Below are 22892 nucleotides of genomic sequence, written 5' to 3' on the forward strand. Positions count from 1 at the left end.
TTATGAGCTCGGCGAGCCTTACTTATATACAATGGTACCCGCTCGCGGGTGAACCAGGCAGGAACAAGCGCCGCGGCGCTGCGCAGGAAGAGGAAGACCTATGGACAGCGTGAAACTCAACGAGAACTGGAATGAGGTCTGCAACCTCGTCTGCAGCTACGAGGGAGTGGAGCCCTCCCAGTTCAAGGCCTTCTTCTACCGCCTCCAGCCCCAGGCCCTGAGCGAGGGATTCCTCATGCTCACCTCAGATAACGACTTCATCAAATCCTGGGTTGAGCGCCATTACCTCGATGCCATCCGCCGCGCGCTCTCCCAGCTGCATGGCGGCATACCCTTCACCGTCATCATCGAAGTCGACCCGGGTTCTGCGGCCAGCGCCGCGGCCACCGGTCCCTCCGGCGTCTCCACGGCAGGCGCCGTCCAGACCGTGGCCAGCTCCTCGGCCACGCCGGGTCCCTCGGCCGCGCCAGTCATCGAGGCGCGCCCGGCCGATCCCCTTCCCACGCAGGCCTCCCCCGCGATCGTTCCTGGCATGGGCGCCTCCCTGCCCGACCAGGCTGCCACCTACTATCCACCCGCCGAGCGCGGCGAGGATGCGCGCGCCCTGCCGCCGCTCGACTTTCCCGCTCCCGGAGCCGCCCCCTGCGCGAACGCTGCGGGCGGCGCGGCCGAGGGACCCTCTTCCACCCTCACCTTCGAGAACTTCGTCATCGGTGACTCCAACCGCATGGCGTACTCTATGGCGCTCAACGTGGCTGAGCAGCCGGGACACGGCCCCCTTAACCCGCTGTTCATCTACGGTAAGAGCGGCTTGGGCAAGACCCACCTCATGTTCGCCATCCAAAACTACATCCGCGAGACCCAGCCGCAGCTGCGCACGGTCTACGTAGACTCGTCCGATATGCTCACCGACTACATGGAAGCCGGCGCGGCGCACGACAAGGAGAAATCGAGCTACAAGAACTTCAAGGCCCGTTACGAAGAGGCCGACGTACTCCTCATCGACGATATCCAGTACCTCCAGGGCAAGAAGCAGACGCTCGACATCGTGTTCCAGATCTTCAACAGCCTCATCAACCAGCGTAAGCAGATTATCCTCTCCGCCGATCGCGCGCCTAAGAACATCGACATCGACGAGCGCTATCACTCGCGCTTCAGCCAGGGGGGCACGGTCGACATCCAGCCGCCGGAGATCGAGACCAAGCTCGGCATCGTCAAATCGTTCATCGACGAGTACTGCCGCACCGAGGGCCTTGAGCACTTCTCCATCCCCCAAGATGTCCAGATGTACATCGCGGAGAACTCGAGCTCCAACATCCGCGAGCTCAAGGGCGCCGTCACCAAGGTCATCTACCAGATGACCGTCCTCCAGCAGCCCAACTTCTCCGTGGCCGATGTGCGCTCGCTCCTCGAGAACCACTTCTCAGGCGGCGCCTCCCGTAACCTCTCTATCGAGGATATTCAGAAGGAAGTCGAGGCCTTCTTCAAGGTCAAGCACTCCGACCTCGTGGGAAAGAGCCGCGCGCGCCAAATCACCTACCCGCGTCAGATTGCCATGTACCTGTGCCGCCAGATACTCGACGTGCCGTTCAACGCCATCGGGGAGAAGTTCAACCGCGACCACAGCACCGTCCTGCACGCGGTGAAGCAGGTCGAGGAAATGATGAAGCAGCGCGAGGTCCAGGAGGAGATCGAGACCCTCACCCAGATCATCCGCGAGATCTAGCCTCCTGTTATGAGCCGGATAACCTGAGGATATCCGGCTCATAAACCCCTTCCTTTTCCACAGCGCACGTTCACTGATAATCAAAGCGATAAATACCTGTGGAAAGCACCTACGTTTCCTCAACCGCCAAAACTAACCGTTTCTCTTCCCCCACCAGGCATTTCTTTGGTTTTCAACCATTCAACCGCCGTTATTATTATTGTTATTCCTCACCCTTCTCTTATTCTTGCTGCCATGATGAGGGCGGGAGCATTTCTTCCATCCCCACCGTCCCCCCTCCTCACAGCTCTCCCGATTTTTAGGCATTGAGAAGAAAGCGCCGTTGACAGCCTATTTCACCCGGTGTATAGTCTTGAGGCTATTCTTTTGAATATGAAAGGGAAAAGACGATGAAACGCACCTACCAGCCCAATACCCGTAAGCGCGCCAAGTGCCATGGCTTCCGTGCCCGTATGTCCACCAAGGCCGGCCGTGCCGTTCTCTCTGCTCGTCGCGCGAAGGGCCGCAAGCGCCTCTGCGTCTAGTCGGAGGAGTCCGTTGGATACCATCAAATCCAGCGCAGACATATCACACCTCTTCTCCACGGGGAGGCGCCTGAAGACTCCCTACCTCACGCTCATCATTGGCAAGGAGGGGGAATCCTCGAGGGCATCGCGACACGACCTCCAGGGTCGTGTCGCTTTTATTGCGGGGAAGAAGCTGGGCAACGCCGTGTGGCGCAACTCTTCCAAACGCCGTATGAGGGAAGTCTGTCGAGCGCTCGGCGGCCCGTGGCCCGGCTACGATGTGATATTTCTCGCGAAGTCATCACTTACCGATGCGTCTTATAGTAAAGTGCTAAAGGCGTGTGACAAGGCGGTTGCTCACTCATGCCTGGGTGCCGTGGAGGAGAAGCGTGGATAAGGTGCGCAGGGCGCTTGTGCAGGTGCCCTCGATGATCGCCATTGGTCTCATCTTGTTCTACCGGGCGGCCATATCGCCCCTCTTTCCCTCCTGCTGCCGCTTCGTTCCCACGTGCTCGGAGTACGGGTTGACGGCCTTCCGGCGCTACGGGTTCCGCAAGGGATTCGTGTTGACGGCCAAGAGGCTGCTGAGATGTCGTCCGGGAGGGCCGCATGGCTACGATCCCGTTCCCTAGGAGGGGACGGGGCCAGGGCACTCCTTCGTGCGCTATAGAAGGGAATGTTCATGTGGGAAGTATTTAAGGACTGGATATTCAACGTTATCGAGTTCTTCTTCAACTTCTGCGGTGACTGGGGCCTTGCCATCATCATCGTTACCGTCATCTTCCGTATCATCCTTGCTCCGCTCATGCACAAGCAGGCGAAGTCTAACTACCAGATGCAGAAGATCCAGCCGAAGATCGCGGCTATCCAGCAGAAGTACGCTGACGACCAGGTTCGCCAGTCTCAGGAGATGCAGAAGCTCTACGCCGACGCCAAGTTCAATCCCCTGGCTGGCTGCGTGCCCATGCTGCTGCAGATGCCTATCTTCATCGCGCTGTTCCAGACCCTGCGTGAGATGGGCGGACGCGCTGAGGTGGCGGGCAACTTCACCTTCTACAACATCGTTCCGAACCTCACTATGACGCCTTCTGATGCGTTTGCTTCGGGTTTTGGAACATTTGTTCCCTATCTGGTGTTGATGATTGTCTTTGCTGGAGCTACCTTCCTGCCCATGGTTCTCATGCAGATGAAGAGCGAGAACACCCAGCAGAAGAACCAGACCCTCATCATGGCGGGCGTTATGAGCCTGTTCATGCTGTGGATCTCTTGGACGTCCCCCGCAGGCGTGCTCTTGTTCTGGGGCACCTCGTCGCTCATCGGCATCGGCCAGCAGCAGGTGAGCCTGGCTATCTGCCGCCGTGCTGATCAGCGTGCCGCCGAGGAAGAGGTCATCGAGGTCAAGCCAGTTGAGGTTAACGTCACCCGCAAGGCCAAGAAGCCGCGCCCCACTAAGAAGCGCTAGATCAATCTTTTGTAGGACGGAGGAGTGTTTCACGTGAAACACTCCTTTTGTTTTATATGAAAGGAGACGCCATGGAAGAAGAGAACGTGGTTGCCGAGGTGACCGAGGAGAGCCAGGAACCGGAGATCACGGACGAGGTACTCGATAACATCGCCGACACGGCGATTGCCGCGCTTCAGGACATTCTGAAGTACTTTAACGTCGGCGAGGTCACCATTGACGAGTATGAGGGTGACGAGGGCGAGCTCATTCTGGACATCACCGGCGATGATCTGGCGGTGCTCATTGGTCGTCATGGTAAGACCCTTGATGCGCTGCAGTTCCTGGTGTCCGCCATTACCGTGCGCACCATTGGCTTCCGTTATCCGGTAGTCATCGATGTTGAGGGCTATAAGAGTCGTCAGCGCCAGAAGCTTGAGTCCATCGCCCGCACGAGCGCCAATCGCGCTGCCAGTCAGGGTCGCAGTATTAAGCTGCGCCCCATGACTCCCTATGAGCGACGCATCGTTCACATTGCTCTTCGCGACGACGATCGTGTCGAGACCGCCTCTGAGGGAGAGGGCAGCGCTCGTCATGTGGTAGTTATTCCTGTTTAGTTTGCTTTAGATGATCAGGAAAGGCCCGGGGAGATTGCTCCCCGGGCCTTTTTGTTTAGTAGAATGTTTCACGTGAAACATTCTCAAGCCAGGAAGTCAAAATGTTTCACGTGAAACATTTTGATTGAAGGAGTTGCTCGATGGGTGAAGCTGAACTCATAGATCGCTATCTCGATCTTATTCTTGAAGCGAATAAGACGACCAATCTCACGCGTATTGACTCAAAGGAGAAAGCCCAGCTTCTCCATGTGGAGGATTCACTCGTTGCCCTGCCAGAGATAAACGAAGCCCCTGAGGGGCTCTATGGTGACCTTGGCACTGGCGGGGGGTTTCCCGGAGTCCCCGTTGCCATCATGACGGGCCGAGAAGCTGTTCTCGTTGATTCAGTGAAAAAGAAGGTGGCCATTGTCGATAAAGCTGTTGAAAGTTTGGGGCTTAGTGATCAGATTTCCACTTTTAGTGGACGAATAGAGGATTTAGCCTGTGAACGCCCTCGTCAATTCTCGGTTCTAACCGCCCGCGCCCTCTCACAGCTCCCCTCACTCCTTGAACTTGCTTCCCCCTTACTCAAAGAGGGCGGAGCGCTCGTCTGCTATAAGGGTGAGGCAACGGCAGAGGAGCAGAAAAATGCGGAAAAGGTTGCACGGAAGGTGGGAATGGTCTTTGTGTCGAAGAGATCTCTAACGCTCAGCGATGGGGAAACTCATCGAGAGGTGTTTCTCTATCGGCGTGAGGGAAAGCCAAAGGTAAAGCTTCCGCGACGTATCGGACTCGCTCAGCATAAACCACTCATAGACTGAATACCTGCCCCCGCATCGCGGGGGCAAATTGTTTCACGTGAAACACTGCAGAAGGGCTGTCGACGTAAATGGAATGTTTCACGTGAAACAATTTGATGAGGCAGCGTTGTAGAGAGAATGTTTCACGTGAAACAATTTGAAGGGGCGTCGACTTGGTAGGAATGTTTCACGTGAAACACTCTGACAGGGCGTCGACGTGACCAGAATGTTTCACGTGAAACAATTTGCTGGGAACAGATGAGGAAATGTTTCACGTGAAACATTTCGTCGCGGGGCAGCGGCTCCCAGGGGGATGAGAGCAGACGCCCCTCCGTCCAAACGCTGCTCTGGCGTCGCCGGGGGCATTACTATCTCTCTTATCGTTACGATGAGAGGAGAGAAGCCATGGAAAAGACCCACAGACAAATTATGTCCGAACGGGCAAAGCGACTGCGAAAAGAAATGACTCGCCAGGAGCGGAAGCTGTGGTATCAGTTTCTCTGTTCCTATGAGTTTCCCTTTGTGACGCAGAAAGTCATGGGGAACTATATCCTTGACTTCTATTGCAGAAGACTTCACCTAAGCATTGAACTCGATGGCTCTCAGCATTACGAGCCTCACGGTCTAGCCTATGATCGTGTTCGTACTACCTATCTAGAGTGTCAGGGAATCAAGGAGTTGCGTTTCTCTAATCGTGAGGTTGACCAGGAATTTGAGGGAGTTTGCGAGGTCATCCACCGAGAGGCCCAAAGTCGTCGCCCTGATGTGATGCAATTCCAGCTAGACTTCAGTAAACTCATCAACAGGAGCTAGAAATGTTTCACGTGAAACATTTCTAGTCAGCTACTTCGCATTCCCAACTTCTAATAGGCACCCCAAAATGTTTCACGTGAAACATTTTGCTATACTCTGAGCGACTTGAGAAAGGGGTTAGACGTGGGCTTGTTAGACGGTCTAAAACGAGACAAGCCAGAGGAGGAAAAGTCCCCACTAAGTGAGGACTCTACTTCTGATGGCATCGATGTGGAGAATGCCGAGGTTGTAGTAAGAGAACCTGCTCCTACGGTTGTCGATCAGTCGGATAAGAAGCAGATCAAGTCCTATAAGGATAAGGCGCCAGTGCGTCATGTGGTGGGCCAAACTAAAATCGCCGCTATCATTAACCAGAAGGGCGGCGTGGGGAAGTCTACGACAGCCATCAACCTCTCTGCAGCCCTCGGTGAGATGGGAAAGCAGGTTCTGCTGGTTGATCTCGACCCTCAGGGTAACTCCTCAAGTGGCTTGGGCATTGAGAAGGCAAACCTGGAAAACTGCATCTACGACGTGCTTCTTAACGACGTGCCGCTTGAGGATGTCATCATTCCCGATGTGTGTCCTGGACTGGATGTTGCTCCCGCTACCATCAACTTGGCTGGCGCTGAGGTCGAGCTGGTATCCGAAATGGCTCGTGAGAACCGCCTGAAAGATGCTGTTGGCAGCATGCGGGGCAAGTATGACTTCATTTTTATCGATTGTCCCCCCTCTCTGGGTCTTCTGACGGTGAATGCCCTCGTGGCTGCCGACAAGCTGCTCATTCCCATTCAGTGCGAGTTTTATGCGCTGGAGGGTGTGACAAAACTTCTTGAATCAATGAAACGTGTCAAAACGCGCCTTAATCCAAGCCTGGATATCTACGGCGTGCTGCTGACTATGTTTGATAGCCGCACAAAGCTGTCGGTGGAGGTGGCGGACGAAGTTCGCGGTTATTTTGGTCGCGCGGTATTTGATACGCCTATTCCCCGCACCGTGAAGCTGTCTGAGGCTCCTAGCTTTGGGCAGCCCATTACACAGTACGAACCTCGGGGTAAGGGTTCTATCGCCTATATTGAGCTTGCGAAGGAAGTGATAAGCCGTGGCTAAAGCAACGAAAAGCGGCCTGGGACGTGGTTTGAATTCCCTGCTAGGGGATCCTTTTGAGGAGAGTTCCTCCACTCCTGCCCCCGTACCGTCTAATCCCGCTCGCCAGCGTGTCATGGTTGAGCCTGGCGAAATCCCTTCCTATGATCCTATTCTCGAGCCTCGAGATGTTTCACGTGAAACAATTGTGGCTCGTGATGAGGAAGTCGAGCAGCCTGCCCTGATGGAGGTCGAGGAAACGGCGCCTGAGCATATCACTATCAAGGGTATCGCGACGCGTAATGTAGATGAGGTGCCCATTGAATGGGTCACCCCCAATCCTGATCAGCCTCGTACTCATTTTAAGAGGGAAGAAATCGAGGAGCTTGCGGCCTCTATTGAGAAAGACGGTCTCCTTCAGCCTATTCTCGTGCGTACTCTTGGTCGCAACCGATATCAGATCATCGCCGGCGAACGTCGCTGGCAGGCATGCAGTCTCTTGAAGCTTGAGAAGATCCCCGTCCGCATCAAGGATGTGGATGACGATCGTGCCCTTGAGCTGGCTCTGGTTGAGAACGTGCAGCGTTCTGACCTCAATCCCATTGAAGAGGCCTACGGCTACCGGCGACTCATGGAGCGCAAGAACATGACCCAGTCGGATGTCGCCCAGGCTATGTCGAAGGGTCGTTCCACGGTCGCCAATGCGCTTCGCCTTCTCGATCTCCCTCAAGATGCCCAGCAGCTGCTGTTTGAGGAGAAGATTACGGCGGGTCATGCGCGCGCTATTCTCTCTATTCCCAATCAGGAGGGTCGTGAGAAGCTGACCAGCAAGCTTCTGGAGGAACGCCTCAACGTTCGTGAGACAGAGGCGCTTGCCCGCCTTCTTTCAGGACGTCCTAAAGGTGAGGAAATGCCAGTTCGCCAGCCTTTGCCTCCGACGTACAAGAAGGTGGCTAAAGCGCTCCGCGATGTGCTTAAGACCAACGTGCGCGTGAAATCCTCTAAGGGGCGGAATAAGATTGAGATTGAGTTCAAGGACGAGGAGGAGCTGAGCCGCTTGTTCGAGGAGTTGCTCGCGTCTATCTCATAAAAAATGTTTCACGTGAAACATTTTGAAACGCCTCGGAGCAATTCGGGGCGTTTTTTGTTTCACGTGAAACATTCTGGGAGTGATGAAAATGTTTCACGTGAAACATTTTCTAAAGGGAGTTCTTTAGTTGTCCGCAAGCCCCTGCGATGTCTGAACCACGAGAGCGCCTTAAAGTAGCCTCGATATGGTGTCGGCTCAGCGTATCGATCCAATGGTTGACCGTATTAAGAGGTGCTGGCTGGAATGGGGATCCTGCGATGTTATTCATCGGCAGCAGATTCACATGACACAGCAGGCCCTCACAGAAGTGAAGGAGCGCCTCAAGGTCTTCTTCCCTGTCATTTGCGTCTTTAATGAGCAGGTATTCAAGGGTAACGCGGCGATTAGTCTTCTCCACGTAGTTCATGAGGGCGGTTTTGAGGTCAGGGAGCCTTTGGGCGCTAACGCGTGGCATGAGCTTATCGCGCTTCGCCTGAATCGCTGAATGAAGAGAGATGGCGAGGGTGAATTGTTCAGGTTCGTTGGCCAACGCATCGATTCCCGTAATGATTCCGCAGGTAGAGACAGTGATGTGGCGTGCGCCGATGTTGAAGGAGTCGACGCTGTTCATCTTGCGAAACGCTTCAATCACGGCATCGTAGTTGAGGAAGGGTTCTCCTTGGCCCATGGCAACGATGTTGGTCACACGCCGGCCGAAGTCCTTCTCAACAAGGGAGACCTGGTCGATCATCTCCTCTGGCGAGAGGTTGCGGTGAAATCCCTCCCTACCTGTTGCGCAGAAAGCGCAGGCCATCGCGCATCCGACCTGCGTTGAGAGACAGACGGTGAGTCGCTCCCCCTGAGGCCCCGAGGGCATCCCCACAGCTTCGACCATCTGACCGTCGGCGAACTGGATGACATACTTTCGCGTTCCGTCTTTGGACTGCTGTCGATTGATCAGTCGTGCGCTCTTGAGAGGGTAAGCGCTCGCAAGCTGAGCGCGAAAGGCTTTGGGAAGGTTGGTCATCTCATCGAATGACGTGGCGTGGTGTAGGTGGAGCCATTCGTAGAGTTGCTTCGCCCGAAACCCTGGTTGGCCAAATTCTTTCGCAAGCTGCTCAAGGCGGTCGAGCGGGTATGTTCTGATGTCGTTTTCCATTGGGTCATTATACGAAATGTTTCACGTGAAACACTCAGTGCTATACTTTCGGCCACTGAATGCGGCAATTTGAGAGGTGTGGAACGAATGTTCGAATCACTTGATCCTATGAATTGCAAGGTCGCGCTTCTCGCTGGCGGGAAGAGCGGCGAACGTGAGATATCCCTATCCTCGGGAAAAGGCGCTCAATCAGCGCTTGAGGAGGCTGGCTTTGCTGTTACCGTTCTTGATCCAGCGAACAAGGCCGATCTGGAGCGCCTGATAGCGGAGGATTTTGACGTGGCCTTTCTCTGTCTGCACGGAAAAGGCGGGGAAGATGGCTCTATCCAGGGTTTTCTCGAGACCATTGGGCTTCCCTACACGGGTTCTGGTGTGTGGGCGAGTGCGCTCGCCATTGATAAGGAAAAGGCGAAGAAGTTCTATCGCGAAGCGGGGATTCCCACGCCGGAGTCCCTTTCCATCACGCGAGGTGAAGAATATTCCCTAGACGAGATAGCTCGGAAGATGGGCGGGAGCTGCGTCGTTAAGCCCAATAAGGAGGGAAGTTCTCTCGGAGTATTCATCGTGAAGTCAGGCGATGACCTGGGAGAAAGCATTGACCAGGCGTTCAAGGTGGGAGAGAGGCTCCTGATTGAGCGTTATGTCGAGGGTATGGAGCTGACGGTAGCTGTTGTGGGAGACAAAGAACCTGAGGCGCTCCCCATCATCGAGATTGTTCCTCAAAGTGATTCATATGACTTCGAGTCCAAGTACGCTCCGGGAGGATCGCAGCATATCTGCCCTGCGCGTCTGGACGAGGAGATTGCGCGCCGCGTAGGGGATCTGGCTGTCCGTGCGCACCAGGCTCTGGGATGCTCGGGTGTGTCGCGCTCTGATTTTCTGCTCGATGCCCATGGTGAGCCGTGGATTCTGGAGACCAATACCATTCCTGGTATGACAGAGACCTCGTTGCTACCTGATGCAGCCCGAGCTGCAGGAATCTCGTTCCCAGAGTTGTGCACCAGACTCGTGGGGTACGCTCTAGGGGGAGGGAAATAAAACCCCGGAATGTTTCACGTGAAACATTCCGGGGCATCTTCAGGGAACTAGAACAGCCCGCAGGACTTCATTGTGAATAAGGCGCCGGCCACTAAGGCCAAGAGGAACGCCCAGCTGACGAGGTAGCACCCCTTGTTCCCCTTCCGGCCCTGCTCGATGGCCCTTTCGCTTAGGGAGCGGCGGCTCTTCATGATGACCGTTCCCTTTTCTTTTTGAGGCAGGGGGATCGTCTTCTCGGGAATCCAGGTGCCGCGGCTCTCGACGATGCGGTTGACGCCGTCAGGCTCAAACGAGACGTTCGTTCGGATTCCATCCTGCATGCGCATGGCTACGTTCTGCACGAAAGTCTCGAAGTCGTCTGCCTGGGCGGGCTCGTACGCCACGACTGCCACCTCCCCCCAGTAATGCCCTGGTTCAGGGCTTTCCGTGAAGGCGATGAAGGACAGCACCGCCACGAGCGTGAGATCTCGGGCAGCCAAGATGCTGAGATCGCGGGAGAAGTCCTCGTCGAAGTAGCCGATGCGCTGGTCAAAGCGGCTGACGAGCCATGCCTTATGGGCGGTTCCCTCCATGGTGCAGTCGATATGATAGAGGTCGCCGACGAGGTTGTCGGCCCCGAGGAGCCGGCCAGCCTCCTTCTTAGAAGCCGTCTCGAAGCGATGATATGTACCGAAATACTGGTTCATGGGCCTCTCCGTTCCATGGACTCCGGCAGGGTTGATACAATAGCGGGACGCATAATCGCCGGAAGGCGCCCGTTGCCTTTGTCGGGCCATTTTCCCCTGTTTCGTCGCTTTTCGAAAGTCCTTTGCTGTGAAAGGAAGCATGAGAGCAGGGGAGTGCGCCCGTTCTGCTGATTGGGGAGAACAGATGAGTGATGAGCTCGTAGAGAAGAGGTCTGAGAAATCCGACGACAAGAATGTTTCACGTGAAACATTCTGCGTCGCGCGGGCTGATCGCGAAGAGGCGAGGCTCCCCGGCGAGCTAACGCGCTTTATCACCGACGGCACGCTTCCCGAGGTGGTGGAACGATATGCTCAGCTTCCGGCGCAGGCTGCGGCGGCGGACTATGGTGAACTAGATCGCAATATCGTCGTCATCGATACGGAGACTACGGGTTTTTCCCTCAGCCACGATGAGTTGACCCAGATTGCCGCAGCACGCATGGATCAGGGAGAGATAGTCGATTGGTTTATCACATTTGTTAACCCTGGTAAACCAATTCCCGATGAGGTGGCTCATCTGACGAATATCCACGATGAGGATGTGGCCGACGCGCCGTCCCCGGCGGAGGCTCTCGCCCAGCTGGTTGAATTCGTAGGCGATGCGAAGATCGTGGCTCATAACGCCGAGTTCGATCGTAACTTCACGACTAAGCACCCTGCAGGCTATCCTCTGCTGGAGAACCAGTGGCTGGATTCCCTCGATTTGGCGCGCATTGCCCTGCCGCGGCTGAAGTCGCATCGCCTGATAGATCTGGTACGCGCGTTCGGTGCGCCGCTTTCCACCCATCGTGCGGACGACGACGTGGCGTCTACCTGCGCACTCTTCCGCATCCTGCTGGCTGGGGTGGACGCGATGCCGGAGCCTCTCGTTCGCGAGATAGCGCGCATGGCGCCGGCTGAGAGTTGGCCGACCGTGGTGGTGTTCGACTATTTCGCGCGCCGCAAAGCACAGCGGGCGCTTGATAACGTGTTCGGGGATGAGGGGGACTCAGAAGGCGGTCAGAATGTTTCACGTGAAACATCTCCGGACAAAGCTGGTGCGATGGCGGGCGAAACCGGCACCGCACCTGCGGGGGAGGCCGCGTCGGTGCAGCTCTCCGCGTTTGGCGACGCGCCCCAGCGGTTCTCCATCCGCGCGTTGCGTCGTGATCGCCTGCGCGGGGACGAGCGCCGGCCTAAGGCAGATGCGGACGCCATCGCGCAGGACTCCTTCCGCGAGCTGGTTTTCCCCAGCCAGGACGAGGTGTCTGCCGCCTTCACTGCGGCGGGTTTGGTGGGCTCGCTCTACGATGATTACGAGCCGCGCGATGAGCAGCGCATCATGTCCGAGGCCGTGCGACAGGCATTCGCGTCGTCGCGCAATCTCATGGTGGAGGCGGGTACGGGCGTCGGCAAGTCGATGGCCTACCTCGTTCCCGCATCGATGACCTCGCTCATCAACGATGTGACGGTGGGCGTGGCCACTAAGACCAACGCCCTGCTTGACCAGCTTGTTCACCATGAGCTGCCCGCTCTGGCCGCAGCCCTCGAGAAACAGGGCAAGACGCTCACGTTCGCCTCGCTCAAGGGCTTCTCGCACTATCCGTGCCTACGTCGGATCGAGCGCATCGTGGAAGAGGGCCCGCGCCTGCGCGCCGTGGGAGGACAGGAAAAACCCCAGGCCCCCGCGCTCGCGGCCCTTCTCTCGTTCATCGAGCAGACCGACTACGACGACCTCGACGGCCTCAAGATCGACTACCGCGTGCTGCCGCGCCGAATCATCACCAACACGAGCCATGACTGCCTGCGTCGCAAGTGCCCGTTCTACGGCACGTCGTGCTTCGTACACGGGTCGCGCCGCCGTGCGGAGACGGCCAACGTGGTGGTGACCAACCACAGCCTGCTCTTCTGCGATCTAGCCGCCGATAACGGTCTGCTCCCGCCTATTCGCTATTGGGTGGTGGATGAGGCCCACGGGGCCGAGAACGAGGCCCGCCGCGCCTTCTCCCTTGAGCTGCCGGCCGACGAGATCCGCTTTCTCGCGCGCCGCGTGGCGGGTGATGAATCCGCGCGCAACGTGTTCTCTCGTGCTGAGCGCGTTGCCGTCATACCAGGCAAGGAGGAGGGTGCCACCCTCTTCTACGCGCTCACCAACAAGGCGCGCACGGCCGGCCGCTCGTTTGCCGAGGCCGCCGACGCATTCTGCGAATCGATGCGCGGCCTGCTGTTCTTCGACACCAACCATCGCGGTAAGGGCTACGAGATTGTCGAGCTGTGGGTGAACGGGGACATCCGCTCGTCAGCTACCTTCACGGACGTGGTGGAGAAGGGCCGCGCGATGGCGGATTGCGCCGAGAAGCTGGTCACGGCCTGCCAGGAGATAGTCGCGTACCTCGAGGACGCGGATGGGGCGGCGGTGATCCAGCGTGAGATAGCATCCATCGCCCTGGAGCTGAAGGATATCCTGAAAGCCGCCGAGGTCATCCTGTTCTCCGCGCCGGAATCCTACGTCTACGCCGCGACGCTCAGCCGCAAGGGCGACCGCCCGGTGGACAAGCTGGAGGCGCTGCTGTACAACGTGGGGGCCGCGCTCGACGAGACGCTCTACGCCAACACCCACGCGGTGGTATACGCGTCAGCCACGTTGACGGTGGGCGAGTCCTTCTCCTCCTTCGAGACGGCGCTGGGGTTGAACACGAGCGAGGCCTCGGCATGCGATACGCTGCTGCTCGCGTCGAGCTACGACTTTGACGGCCATATGCGCGTGTTCGTGGCCAGCGACATGCCCGAGCCGAACGACCCGCGCTACCTCGCCGAGCTCGAGCGCCTGCTCATCGGCACGCATCGCGCGCAGAGGGGGTCGATGCTCACCCTGTTCACCAACCGGCGGGAGATGGAGAAGAGCTTCGAGGCCGTCCAGCCGGCCCTCAAGGAAGATGATCTGCGACTCGTGTGCCAGAAGTGGGGCGTGTCGGTCAAGGGGCTGCGTGATGACTTCCTGGCCGACGAGCATCTGTCTCTCTTTGCGCTCAAGAGCTTCTGGGAGGGATTCGATGCCCCCGGTGCCACGCTTCGCGGCGTCATCATCCCCAAGCTTCCCTTTGCCAAGCCGACCGACCCGCTTTCCTGCGAGCGCGGCGCGCGCGATGACGCGGCATGGCGCCGCTATGTGCTGCCCGCCGCGGTCATGGAAACGAAGCAGGCAGCTGGCCGCCTCATCCGCAAGGCCGACGATCGTGGAGTGCTCATCCTGGCTGACAAGCGCCTGGTGACGAAGGGATATGGGAAGTCGTTCCTCAAATCCCTGCCCAGCCGCAACATCACGGTGTGCACCGTCGATGAGATTATCGCCGCGCTGGATGCGGCGGAGTAGGGGCGCAGGAGCCGGGGGATGGCAAGGCACGGTCGGAAGATAACGCACGCAGCGCATGTGAAGCGCTCGACGCAGGGAACCTCCAACGAGCTTTCCTTCAGCGTGCTCGACGCTGCGCGGGAGTCGCTCGAAGATGGCGGCCGGCGTGACGCCGGGCGGGGGCGGTCCCGCGGACGAACGCGCGTCAGCTCGGCTGGCCGTGGAGGAGGCGCTCTCTCCAAACTCGGGGCCATCCCGCTGTTCACGTTAGGCCGCCACCGCAAGACGATGGCGACCCCTGAGCGCGAGCGCGGACTCATGCTGCCGGGCGGCACGTTCGTCTCCACCGAGGGAGATCGGGACACGGCGCTCACCTCAGCACCGGTGCACTCCTCGGCGCGGGCGGCCCTCGGTCGCGCCACGGCGACGGGCCTTCCTGCATCTCGCACCGCCCGCGAGTCCTCGTGGCAGGCGCCGGCTGAGGAGGTCGCGCGTCGCAAGACGCTGCGCAAGCGTCGCCGACTCGCTGTGGTAGCGGCCGGAACGGCGGCCGTGCTGGCGGCTGCTGCCTTCCTGGGCACCATGGGATACTCGCTCATCCAAGCGCAGAAGGCCCTTCGGGGCGACCTTTCGGCGGCCCTCGGCGACATCCAGCGAGCCGACGAGGCCATTATTCCCATGGATGAGCTCATCGCCGCCCGCATCAACGATGGCGTGGACAAGGGGGACGCAGAAGCTATCGCGACGGACTGGGAAGCACTCCAGCCTCAGATAGACCAGGCCCTCGTCGATCTCGATGCGGCGCGCAGGGACGTGGAGGCAGTGCAGTCGAAGCTCGTGGACGCGCGCGACAAGGAAGCCGCCAACCGCGCGCTCGTGGCCGCGAACGCCCGCGTGAACATGATCGGAGCCGGACGAGAGCTCATGGCCGAGGCCGTCCCCGCGCGGCGCGCCCAGCAGGCGGCGCAGACCGCCTGGGAGAAGACGCTTGAGGGGGATGGCTTGGCGCGTGATGCCGCTGCCGCGCTCTCCTCCATGACGAAGGACACGGTCAACCAGTCCATGGCCTTGAGCGAGCAGGCCCTCGCGGCATTTACCGCGGCGCGAGACGGCTTGGAATCGGCTGCCGAAGTCTATCAGAACGCCGACTACACCGCCTTTGTCAGCTACCTCAATCTGCGCATAGACGCCCAATACGCGGCCATCGCCTCGGATAAGGCGTATCTCGCGCGCGACAAGACGGCCATGACGGAGCAGAACACGCGCTACAACGAGCTGGACGCCCAGGCAGCGGAGGCCGCCCGGGCCCTGGAGGGAGATCCGACGGGCATTGTGGGCCCGCTCTACGCCGCCGCGGCGAAGGGCAAGGCGGCTGCCTACTCCTCCGAGCGGCTCCAGGCGGGCGATGCGGATGCATTTCTGCGGGATTACTTGGGCAGCCTGGGCAAATAGCTTATACTGACGGTAATTATGCCTTGGCATTAGGAATGTAAACCGAAAGGCTCCCTACATGGCCGATATACACGAGCACGTCGCGTACCTCTCGCAGAGCATCGGCCCGCGTCCGGCGGGTACTGAGGAAGAGCAGCAGGCGGCGCTGTACATCACCGAGCAGCTTCAGACCGATGCTGGTCTGCCGGCTTCTATCGAGGACTTCAACTGCAACCCCGACGCCGATCTTCCCCGCGCCATCTGCAGCGCGCTCGTGATACTCGCCGGTGTGCTCGCTATCTTCGTCTCGATGGCCGTGATTCCCGCCCTTATCGTGGCGCTGCTGGCCACGGCCCTGTTTGCTGCCGAATCGCTCGGCAAGCCCGTGATCTCGCGCTTCTTCAATCGCGGCGTCAGCCAGAACGTCATCGCCAAGTACGAGCCCGATTTCTCGCCGGAGGCAGGCGGCGCGCGCCGCCGCAAGATAGTGCTGGTGTCCCATTACGACAGCGGCAAGGTTCAGCCGGAAACGAGTCAGCCCCTGCTCCGCGCGCTGCCCCTTCTGGCTTGGGCGTCTCTGGGCGGCATGGCCGTGAGCATTATCGTCCTGGTCATTCGCGTCATGGCGACCTTGGAGGGCCCGGCGGCCATCGCCCTGAACGTGGTGACCGTCCTCGCCCTTCTGTGTGCAGCCTGGCCGCTGCTGCTCGCCATCCTGCATCGCACCTCTTCTTATAACGAGGGCGCGAACTGCAACGCCGCCGGCGTGGCTGTGCTCTTGGACGTGGCGTCTCGCGTGGGTCGTGGCCGGGTGTCGGCGGCTGAGCTCGAGCGGATGCAGGAGGCCACCGTTCACGGCGAGGAGGCTGCCCGCGCCGCAGGTCTGGCGCCTGCCGGCGGCGAGCTCGTCTACGAGGCGGCCATGCCCCAGCAGGAGGAGTCCGCCGCAGACCGCCTGCTCTCTGCCAAGGCCGCCGTTGCCGCGCTCACGGGCATGCCGGTGAGTGAGACGATCAACATCGAGCTGCCGGAAGAGGAGCCCGCGCCCGCGCCGACGCCCGCTGATCCGCTTGCTGGCCTTGCCGTCGAGGGGGAGTCCGCCGTTTCTGTCGCGGGCGAGCCGCACGAGGTCGCTCCGTCGAGCGCTTCGGCCGAAGGACTCGCTTCAGAGGAGGCCTCCGAGGCCGACGCCATCGAGATCGAGCCAGAGGAGAAGGAGTCGTCGGTTCCGGATTGGTTCCGCTCCGCGCAGCAGAAGGCGAAGAAGGCTGAGGATCGCGAGGTGGCCGTGCAGCGCTCGCGCTACGCCGAGGCCCTAGACGCCGCCCAGCTCGAGCAGCGTCCCAACCGCTTCAGTGCGCCAGCCGAGACGGCTATCTCCGAGACGGAGCAGCGCCTTCAGCAGATGCGTGAGAGCATCATGGAGGTGAAGGCTCCCGGCTTCCGCCGCGCCGACGAGGCATCGGCTCCCGAGGGTGCTTCCGACTCCGCCCCCTCAGAGCCCACCGAGCCCAGCGTCGCCGGGGAATCCGAAGTTGCCGATGCCGCCGCGGGTGGCTCAACGGTGGCCTTTCGGCCCGTGCCGCTTGATATCCCCGCGGTCGCTGACGTGCTGGGCGCCGCCCCTAAGGAGACGCCGGCTGCCATCTTCGGTGACGCGGTGGAGGATCTTCGCGCTCAGGAGGGCGTGACGCTGCGCGAGCCGCGTCCGCTGACCGGCGCTCAGCCCGCTTCTGACTCGGCGCCCAATCGCGCGGCCATGGCCGAGTCGCTTGCCGCTGCCATCCCCTCCATCCAGACTCCTGCAGCTGCCTTGGCTGACAAGGTTCCCGCCGTAGCTGCCTCAGGCAAGAAGCCCACGCGTCGTAAGCAGCGCGCCATAACGCTGCCCTCCATCGGAGAGGCTGCGGATGGGCTCGCTCCCCTCGACGAGCTGAGCAAGCAGCCGGCGCCCCTGGCAGAGGAGCGCCCGGCGGCGACGGGCCGCGTGCGCGACCTGCGTGCCGTGCTGCCCTCCATCGGCGGCGCTGCGGCGGCAGGCGCTCGTCCTGTCCAGGCTGACGCCCTGCCCTCGCTTTCCGGGACGCTGGTGGCAGAGGAGGCGCCCGAGGAGCCTTCCGAGACGAGCGTCAGCGTCGCAGGGGCGTTTTCCGTGGCGGGTTCCACCGGAGCCTTCGCCCCAGTGGGCGACGAGCTGCTGGAGAACGTCGATCCTGACGACAGGTATGTCGAAGATGCCGATGACTCTGACTACGATGAGGTCATCACCGAGACGGGCGCGTTCTCTGGCCCCGGCTACGTGGACATGCCCAAGTCGCGCGCGTCGCGCCTCTTCGGAAAGTTCGGCTTCGGCCGCAAGAAGCGGCAGGAGGAGACGACGCCTCAGGAATGGCTCGACGTCGATGATGAGTTTGAGGCGCAGGCTGCCGGCGCGGCGCGCGGCGGTTGGGAGAGCTTCCGCGAGGATGACGACTACGATGACGCCGATGCCTACTATGACGATTACGAGGACGATGAGGAGGGCGAGGTTTACGAAGCCCTCTACGAGGAGGACGATTCCGCTCCTCGCGGCGCCCACGGCGCTCCTTCCCGCTGGAACGGCGGCAGCTTCTCCCGCGAGCAGCTCGGTCGTGTCTCCACGCTGTCCGAAGACGTGCGGCCTGAGCAACCGGCCGACCTTGAGCCCGACGCTGACGACCTCGATGGCATCTACCGCTTCCGCAACCCTGAGATCAACACGGAGGTCTGGTTCGTCGCCCTTGGCGCCGAGCTTGCCGGCAATGGTGGCATGAACGCCTTCCTCGACGAGCATGCGCAGGAACTGCGCGGCGCCATTTTCATCGACCTCGACGCCCTCGGCGCCGGTGAGCTCACCCTCATCGAACGCGAGGGAACCTATCTGCCGCGCCAGGCCTCATCGCGTATGCGCCGCCTGGTGAAGAAGGCTTCGTCGGCGGTGGGCTTGTCGGTGGGCACGGGCACCATGCTCTGGACGGACAGCGCGGCTGCCTGCGCCATGCGTCGAGGCTGTCAGACCATGCACCTGGCTGGCATGGAGAATGGCAAGCCGGCTCACTACGGCCAGAGCGATGATGTGGTGGAAAACGTCTCCGGCGAGATCATGCACGACAACGCGGACTTCATCATGGAGCTGCTCAAGAGCATCTAGCGAACCGTGACCCTATGACGAAGGACGCCCTCCGGCTGACGACGGAGGGCGTCCTTTTCCTTTTCGAGCGGTTTCCGGCGGCTCGGCTACTCCAAGTACGTGCGCAGGTTGCGCTCAAGCTCGGCCAGGTTGATGGGCTTTGCCATGAAGCCGTCCATGCCTGCTTCCAGCGCGCGCCGGCGATCCTCGTTGAAGGCGTTGGCCGTCATGGCGACGATGGGAACATGGGCGCGGCCCATCTGCTGCTCGTAGGCGATGATGGCGCGAGTCGCCTCAATGCCGTCAAGGCGCGGCATCTGCCAGTCCATGAAGATCAGCTGGTAGCGCCCCTCCTCCGCGTCGCGTGTCATGCTCACGGCCTCCTCGCCGTCGCAGGCGCACTCGACTTCCGCGCCCAGCTGCTCGATGAGCTCGGTGGTTATCTCGCGGTTGAGCTCGTTGTCCTCCACGAGCAGCACGCGACCTGAGAGAGGATGCTTGGACAGGCTGCCATGTGCGGCCTCTTCCACACCCCCGTCTACGCACACGGCGCGCAGCACATGGTAGAGCCGCGAGCGGAACAAGGGCTTCGAGACGAAGGCCGAGACGCCGGCTTGGGACGCCTCTTCCTCTATCTCAGTCCAGTCATAGGCGCTCACCAGCACGATAGGCGTGGCGTCTCCGACCTTGTCGCGTATCTGGCGGATGGTTTCCAGGCCGTCCATTCCCGGCATGATCCAGTCGACGATGATGGCCTCGTAGCCATCCCCGTTCTCAAAGGCCTGGGCGGTGAGGGACACGGCCTCGTTGCCTGTCGCGGAGCAGTCGCCGCGCATGCCGAATCCGTCGAGCACGTTCTTCGTGTTTTCCAGCACGTCACGGTCGTCATCCACCACCAGCACGCGGATTCCCTCAAGGCAGCTGACGTCCAGCTCCTCGGCGGCCTCGTCGTAGGGACGGAGCGGGATGACCACGGTGAAGGTGGAGCCTACGCCAGGCTGGCTTTCCACCGTGATGGTTCCCCCCATGAGATCGACGATGTTCTTCGTGATGGACATGCCGAGCCCCGTGCCCTCGATGAAGGGCGTCTTGTCGTTGCCCTCGCGCTCGAAGGGGTCGAAGATGCGCTCGAGGAACTCCGCGTCCATGCCGATGCCGGTGTCATGGACAACAAAGCGGTAGTTGTTGAAGCCGGGTTGCAGCGAGGGCTCCTCAGAAACGGAGATGCGCACGACGTCGCCTTCCTCGGTGTACTTCACCGCATTGCCCGCCAGGTTCATGAGCACCTGGTTGATGCGCATGGTATCGCCGATGACCATCTCGCGCTCGATATTGCCGATGACCACGTCGAAGCGCAGCTTCTTCGCGCGGGCCTGCGGCTGCACGATGGTGACAAACTCGCCGATGAGGTCGGGGAAGGAGAATGGCTCCTCGTTGAGCGACATCTTCCCGCTTTCGATCTTTCCCATATCGAGCACGTCGTTGATGAGCCCAAGCAGGTGCTTTGACGACGTGGTGATGCGCGAGAGGCACTCCTTCACGCGGATGGGGTCATCGAGGTGGGAGTGCGCGATGGCGGTAAGGCCTACGATCGCGTTCATGGGCGTGCGGATGTCGTGCGACATGTTGGAGAGGAACGTGGATTTGGCGGCGTTAGCGCTTTGGGCCAGGATGAGCGCCTCCTCAAGGCTTGCGCGCAACTGGTTCTCGCGGTCGGATTTACGGCGCAGGATGGTGAGGTACACGCTGAGGGAGAACACGACGGCGGCCATGAGCACGCAGGACACGATGAGCGTCTGGTGGCCGGCGGTGGTGACCGTGGTGTACATGGTGTCGGCCACCTCGGTGGATTCATCGAGGATCTCGATGTCTATGGAAAGCAGGTCGTCGATGAGGGGGTAGATGCTGCTTTCGGCGTATTCGCGAACGGCGGTGTCGGAGATGGCGGGGTTGGTGACCATGCCTATGTAGTAGCGCACGTTGGACGCCAGCTGGTCATAACCTGAGGCCAGCGATGCGGCGGCCTCAGGATCGCTGCTGTGGTTCTCGGCGATGAACGAGAGCTGGGTGGAGAGGCCCGCGTCGATTCCCTGGAACGAGGCGCGCAGGCTCTGGGACGCTTCCGGCGTGCGCACGTAGGCGGGTCGCTCGGAGATGGTGCGCAGCTGCACGAGCAGCGTCTCGACGCGCCCGGCGGCTACCGATACGGGGTACGCTCCCTCGCGCACCGCCTGAACCTGCCCGTTGATGGCGACGGTGTTGTTGAGCGTGACGCCGAAGAAGGCCAGCAAGAAGAGCGCGAGCACGATGGCCGTGAGGCGAGAGAGCAGGTCGGAGCGCGCGCTCGACCGGCGATTCAGGTCGTCAGAATGTGACATGGTAACCACTTCCCCCAATACTGCGTGTTGGAACAGGATACCGTTTCGCGAGGCCGTGCTGCGATGCGTCTCGGGAAATACCGCATCCGCGGGTAACGGTTTGGATACAAGAAAGTTAACCATAGGGAACTTTGCGCGCATGCGTGCTCACTGCATGGGGTGGGTGAGGGGTGGGGGGGAGTTGGTGGTTGGTGCGCGAGTGGGTGGTGGGGCGGCGAGGTTGTGGGGGAGGATGGCAGCTGGTGGGCTGGCGGAGCTGTGGCTTGCGTTCGGCAGTTGGTGGCGAGTCGGTGGGGCTGTGGCTGGCGGCTGACGGGGAGAGGACGACGGCGGGCGCTTGGCAGAGGGTAGGTGGAGGATGCCGAATGGCGGCTGGTGGGCGGCGGCAGCAGGGTTGTGGCTGGCGACTTGCGCCAGAGAGAGGGCTCAGGTGAGGGGGGGCGGGGTCGGGGGTGGAGTACGCGAAAGGTTGGCTCTGAGTCGGCGGGGCTGTGGAGAGTGGACGGCTGCGAGTGAGGGGGGCGTGTTGCGGGCGCGAGTGTTTCACGTGAAACATTCGTAAGCGGTTTTCGGGAGAAGGCGGCACCCAGGATGACTGCGAGGGGAGGTGGCTTGTGCCCGACGGCTCGCGGAGCTAGTTTCGCGAGCCGTCGGGAGCCTGCGTAGAGAGCGGGCGGCAGGGGTCAGTTGGCGAGACATTCAGTGACGGTGGGATTCTTCGCGATGATCTCTCGCAAGGCGGCAAGGTAGCGGACGAGAAGGTCGCTCGGCTTGCGCTCGTCATGCATGAGGTAGCCCACCTCCATCGATGCGTCGGTGTCGAGGGGAATGGAGGCGATTCCCGAGAGCATCTCCTCGGAGAGCACGCCGGTGGAAAGCGTGAATCCGTTGTGGTGCGTGAGCAGGTTAGTGAGCGTTCCGCGGTCGGATATGCGGATGATCTTCTTGTGAGGCAGGTAGCTGAACGGCTCCTCGGCGTAATAGAACGAGTTGGCCGTGCCCTGCTCGAAGGAGTAACGGGGGTAAGGCGCCAGGTCGTCGGGCGTCAACACGTCGCGGTCGGCCAGGGGGTGACGCTCGCTCACGAACACGTGGACGCCCGCACGGAAGAGCGGGTAGAACGACACGCTCGCCTCGGCGAAGGCTCGCTCCAGCACGCGCCGATTGAAGTCGTCGACATAGAGGATGCCGGCTTCGCTGCGGAAGGAACGCACGTCGTCGATGATCTGCCCGGTGGCGCACTCGCGGAGGATGAAGTCGTACTCGTCGCCTTGGAACTCGTCGGCCACTTGCATGAAGGCCTGGACGCTGAAGTAGTAGTGCTGCGTGGAGATGGCCAGCCGTGCCAGCTGAGCGTCGCCGCCAGCATAGCGGGCTTCAAGCATGTCGGCCTGCTCGACCACCTGGCGCGCATAGCCGAGCAGCTCGGTGCCGTCATTGGTGAGCGTGACGCCGCGATTGCTGCGCGTGAAGATGGTGATGCCCAGCTCGCGCTCCAGCTCCTTGACAGCCGTCGACAGATTCGATTGCGATGCGTACAGCTGCGTTGCCGCCGCATTGATTGATCCCTGCTCCGCAATGGCGATCAGGTAGCGAAGTTGCTGAAGAGTCATAGGTTCGTCCTTCCGTATTCACGCTATACCACGCGAGCGGCGGCCAGTGTTTGCCG

General features: G+C 60.4%; 18 protein-coding genes. 14 read left to right on the forward strand and 4 right to left on the reverse strand.

All coding sequences use genetic code 11. The annotated features are described in order from the left end of the window. The first annotated feature begins 100 nt into the window (after positions 1–100). The 10 genes from dnaA to AC6I0Y_RS00050 all read left to right on the forward strand — a co-directional run bounded on the left by dnaA (position 101) and on the right by AC6I0Y_RS00050 (position 8034). Positions 101–1726, forward strand: a complete 1626-nt coding sequence (dnaA, locus tag AC6I0Y_RS00005; protein WP_160707662.1) for a chromosomal replication initiator protein DnaA — start codon at positions 101–103, stop codon at positions 1724–1726. Between the two features lie 389 nt (positions 1727–2115). Beyond that, positions 2116–2250, forward strand: a complete 135-nt coding sequence (rpmH, locus tag AC6I0Y_RS00010) for a 50S ribosomal protein L34 (protein WP_160707660.1) — start codon at positions 2116–2118, stop codon at positions 2248–2250. 13 nt (positions 2251–2263) lie between these two features. Further along, entirely contained in the window at positions 2264–2629 is a 366-nt protein-coding gene (gene rnpA / locus AC6I0Y_RS00015; protein ID WP_497731983.1) for a ribonuclease P protein component, read from the forward strand. A gap of 31 nt (positions 2630–2660) precedes the next feature. Further along, positions 2661–2864, forward strand: a complete 204-nt coding sequence (gene yidD / locus AC6I0Y_RS00020; RefSeq protein ID WP_497733677.1) for a membrane protein insertion efficiency factor YidD — start codon at positions 2661–2663, stop codon at positions 2862–2864. A 50-nt stretch (positions 2865–2914) separates the two neighbouring features. Next, positions 2915–3694: a YidC/Oxa1 family membrane protein insertase gene (locus AC6I0Y_RS00025; RefSeq protein WP_497731985.1), complete on the forward strand. Its 780-nt coding sequence runs from the start codon at positions 2915–2917 to the stop codon at positions 3692–3694. A 71-nt stretch (positions 3695–3765) separates the two neighbouring features. Further along, positions 3766–4290 carry a Jag family protein gene (locus AC6I0Y_RS00030; RefSeq protein ID WP_497731988.1) on the forward strand — a complete coding sequence of 175 codons (525 nt, stop codon included), beginning with the start codon at positions 3766–3768 and terminating at the stop codon, positions 4288–4290. Positions 4291–4430: 140 nt separating this feature from the next. Beyond that, a complete protein-coding gene (gene rsmG, locus AC6I0Y_RS00035) occupies positions 4431–5090 on the forward strand; it encodes a 16S rRNA (guanine(527)-N(7))-methyltransferase RsmG (protein WP_497731991.1) in 660 nt (219 codons plus the stop codon). A 384-nt stretch (positions 5091–5474) separates the two neighbouring features. Beyond that, positions 5475–5882 carry an endonuclease domain-containing protein gene (locus tag AC6I0Y_RS00040; protein ID WP_497731994.1) on the forward strand — a complete coding sequence of 136 codons (408 nt, stop codon included), beginning with the start codon at positions 5475–5477 and terminating at the stop codon, positions 5880–5882. Between the two features lie 123 nt (positions 5883–6005). Beyond that, complete coding sequence (locus AC6I0Y_RS00045) at positions 6006–6968, forward strand: ParA family protein (protein WP_370520234.1); 963 nt, start codon at positions 6006–6008, stop codon at positions 6966–6968. Continuing rightward, positions 6961–8034: a ParB/RepB/Spo0J family partition protein gene (locus AC6I0Y_RS00050; RefSeq protein WP_370520233.1), complete on the forward strand. Its 1074-nt coding sequence runs from the start codon at positions 6961–6963 to the stop codon at positions 8032–8034. The genes AC6I0Y_RS00045 and AC6I0Y_RS00050 overlap by 8 nt, the downstream gene beginning before the upstream one ends. A 109-nt stretch (positions 8035–8143) precedes the next feature. Here AC6I0Y_RS00050 and rlmN read toward each other — a convergent pair whose 3' ends face one another. Further along, entirely contained in the window at positions 8144–9172 is a 1029-nt protein-coding gene (gene rlmN / locus AC6I0Y_RS00055; protein WP_497731997.1) for a dual-specificity RNA methyltransferase RlmN, read from the reverse strand. 87 nt (positions 9173–9259) lie between these two features. On the opposite strand from rlmN, the gene AC6I0Y_RS00060 reads away from it, so the two are divergent. Further along, complete coding sequence (locus AC6I0Y_RS00060; protein WP_497732000.1) at positions 9260–10210, forward strand: D-alanine--D-alanine ligase family protein; 951 nt, start codon at positions 9260–9262, stop codon at positions 10208–10210. A gap of 47 nt (positions 10211–10257) precedes the next feature. On the opposite strand, the gene AC6I0Y_RS00065 is transcribed toward AC6I0Y_RS00060, so the two are convergent. Beyond that, on the reverse strand, positions 10258–10896 hold the full coding sequence (locus AC6I0Y_RS00065; protein ID WP_160708210.1) for a hypothetical protein: 639 nt from the start codon (positions 10894–10896) through the stop codon (positions 10258–10260). 184 nt (positions 10897–11080) lie between these two features. Between AC6I0Y_RS00065 and AC6I0Y_RS00070 the strand changes: the two genes are divergently transcribed. The 3 genes from AC6I0Y_RS00070 (at position 11081) to AC6I0Y_RS00080 (ending at position 18866) form a co-directional block, all read left to right on the forward strand. Then, on the forward strand, positions 11081–14287 hold the full coding sequence (locus tag AC6I0Y_RS00070) for a helicase C-terminal domain-containing protein (RefSeq protein ID WP_497732003.1): 3207 nt from the start codon (positions 11081–11083) through the stop codon (positions 14285–14287). A 267-nt stretch (positions 14288–14554) separates the two neighbouring features. Further along, the gene (locus tag AC6I0Y_RS00075) at positions 14555–15718 is read left to right on the forward strand and encodes a hypothetical protein (RefSeq protein WP_497732006.1); all 1164 of its coding nucleotides are present in this window, start codon (positions 14555–14557) and stop codon (positions 15716–15718) included. Positions 15719–15776: 58 nt separating this feature from the next. Further along, a complete protein-coding gene (locus AC6I0Y_RS00080; RefSeq protein WP_497732009.1) occupies positions 15777–18866 on the forward strand; it encodes an aminopeptidase in 3090 nt (1029 codons plus the stop codon). A gap of 86 nt (positions 18867–18952) precedes the next feature. Here the strand turns inward: AC6I0Y_RS00080 and AC6I0Y_RS00085 are convergent, their stop codons facing one another. Then, positions 18953–21223 carry a response regulator gene (locus tag AC6I0Y_RS00085; RefSeq protein ID WP_497732012.1) on the reverse strand — a complete coding sequence of 757 codons (2271 nt, stop codon included), beginning with the start codon at positions 21221–21223 and terminating at the stop codon, positions 18953–18955. A gap of 683 nt (positions 21224–21906) precedes the next feature. Further along, positions 21907–22836 carry a LysR family transcriptional regulator gene (locus tag AC6I0Y_RS00090; protein WP_160708200.1) on the reverse strand — a complete coding sequence of 310 codons (930 nt, stop codon included), beginning with the start codon at positions 22834–22836 and terminating at the stop codon, positions 21907–21909. Positions 22837–22892: the final 56 nt, after the last annotated feature.

This window comes from Adlercreutzia sp. St.1H8 (assembly GCF_059728655.1).

What these genes read in the sequence shown, in the direction of transcription:
- rpmH (WP_160707660.1), top strand. Translation starts at nt 2,116, where the DNA reads ATGAAACGCACCTACCAGCCCAATACCCGTAAGCGCGCCAAGTGCCAT.
- AC6I0Y_RS00025 (WP_497731985.1), top strand. Translation starts at nt 2,915, where the DNA reads ATGTGGGAAGTATTTAAGGACTGGATATTCAACGTTATCGAGTTCTTC.
- dnaA (WP_160707662.1), top strand. Translation starts at nt 101, where the DNA reads ATGGACAGCGTGAAACTCAACGAGAACTGGAATGAGGTCTGCAACCTC.
- AC6I0Y_RS00080 (WP_497732009.1), top strand. Translation starts at nt 15,777, where the DNA reads ATGGCCGATATACACGAGCACGTCGCGTACCTCTCGCAGAGCATCGGC.
- AC6I0Y_RS00060 (WP_497732000.1), top strand. Translation starts at nt 9,260, where the DNA reads ATGTTCGAATCACTTGATCCTATGAATTGCAAGGTCGCGCTTCTCGCT.
- rlmN (WP_497731997.1), bottom strand. Translation starts at nt 9,172, where the DNA reads ATGGAAAACGACATCAGAACATACCCGCTCGACCGCCTTGAGCAGCTT.
- AC6I0Y_RS00070 (WP_497732003.1), top strand. Translation starts at nt 11,081, where the DNA reads ATGAGTGATGAGCTCGTAGAGAAGAGGTCTGAGAAATCCGACGACAAG.
- AC6I0Y_RS00040 (WP_497731994.1), top strand. Translation starts at nt 5,475, where the DNA reads ATGGAAAAGACCCACAGACAAATTATGTCCGAACGGGCAAAGCGACTG.
- yidD (WP_497733677.1), top strand. Translation starts at nt 2,661, where the DNA reads ATGATCGCCATTGGTCTCATCTTGTTCTACCGGGCGGCCATATCGCCC.
- AC6I0Y_RS00090 (WP_160708200.1), bottom strand. Translation starts at nt 22,836, where the DNA reads ATGACTCTTCAGCAACTTCGCTACCTGATCGCCATTGCGGAGCAGGGA.
- AC6I0Y_RS00075 (WP_497732006.1), top strand. Translation starts at nt 14,555, where the DNA reads ATGGCGACCCCTGAGCGCGAGCGCGGACTCATGCTGCCGGGCGGCACG.
- rsmG (WP_497731991.1), top strand. Translation starts at nt 4,431, where the DNA reads ATGGGTGAAGCTGAACTCATAGATCGCTATCTCGATCTTATTCTTGAA.
- AC6I0Y_RS00085 (WP_497732012.1), bottom strand. Translation starts at nt 21,223, where the DNA reads ATGTCACATTCTGACGACCTGAATCGCCGGTCGAGCGCGCGCTCCGAC.
- AC6I0Y_RS00030 (WP_497731988.1), top strand. Translation starts at nt 3,766, where the DNA reads ATGGAAGAAGAGAACGTGGTTGCCGAGGTGACCGAGGAGAGCCAGGAA.
- AC6I0Y_RS00065 (WP_160708210.1), bottom strand. Translation starts at nt 10,896, where the DNA reads ATGAACCAGTATTTCGGTACATATCATCGCTTCGAGACGGCTTCTAAG.